The sequence below is a fragment of the Nocardia paucivorans NBRC 100373 genome (assembly GCF_000308675.1).
Lineage (GTDB): Bacteria > Actinomycetota > Actinomycetes > Mycobacteriales > Mycobacteriaceae > Nocardia > Nocardia paucivorans.
This window is the reverse complement of sequence record NZ_BAGE01000089.1, coordinates 1-692: the sequence shown is the minus strand read 5'-3', so window position 1 is coordinate 692 and position 692 is coordinate 1. Positions and strand designations below refer to the sequence as shown.

At 70.1% G+C, this 692-nt stretch carries 1 protein-coding gene and 1 pseudogene; both read right to left on the bottom strand.

What is annotated here, in order from left to right:
- Positions 1-428: hypothetical protein (locus ON32_RS23380; RefSeq protein ID WP_040793174.1), on the bottom strand; the 428-nt coding region annotated here is incomplete at its 3' end.
- A gap of 30 nt (positions 429-458) precedes the next feature.
- Positions 459-692, bottom strand: a pseudogene (locus ON32_RS23375) (transcriptional regulator); the annotation flags it as partial.

Sequence of the window (692 nt, the reverse complement as noted above, 5' to 3'; positions counted from 1 at the left end):
TACGGGGCCTGCTCGCCGCGCTGTAGGCGCTCGTATCGACGCTGAGGCGTGGAGCGGTAGTCGACTTCGAGGGCGAGGGCGATCTCTCCCCAGCTCAGGAGCGGTTTTCCGTCGACCTCGACGCGGGACGCCTTGAGGAGCTCGTCACCAAGCGCGGCGAGGGTTTTCTGCAGTTTGGCCACGTCCTCCAAGGCGGCGCGCAGGAATCGCCGGTCGCGCAGGTCCGGCGAATCCGCCTGCACGGCCTCGATCGCGCGAAGGGCGGTGTCGGCGCGGGCGGCGGTGGCGAATCCGGCCACCCAGGTGATTTTCCGCCAGGACAGGGTGTAGGTCTGCAATCCGCCGGGGGCCCACAGCGCCCAGGGTCCTGCGGCATCGACGATGCGATGCCCGGGTCGGTGAGGGATCAGGGTCGGTTTGTCGAGCATGTGTCGACCTGCTTTCTGTGTCGGGTGGATTCAGGCGGCGGTGACGAGCGCGGCGACGCCGAGCCACATCCAATGCCAGGACTGATCCAGGTAGGCGGCTCCGGAGGCGAGGGTGCCGGAGCCCAGACGCCAGTAGTCGGCCTTGCCGATCCACCGGGCCACGGCCGCCAGAGGCGCGCGGCGGTCGGCGACGTAGTGGGTGACCGCGGAGACGGCGAGTCCGACGCCGGCCTGCCTCGCGTCGACCGCCAGCTCGAGCGTCCA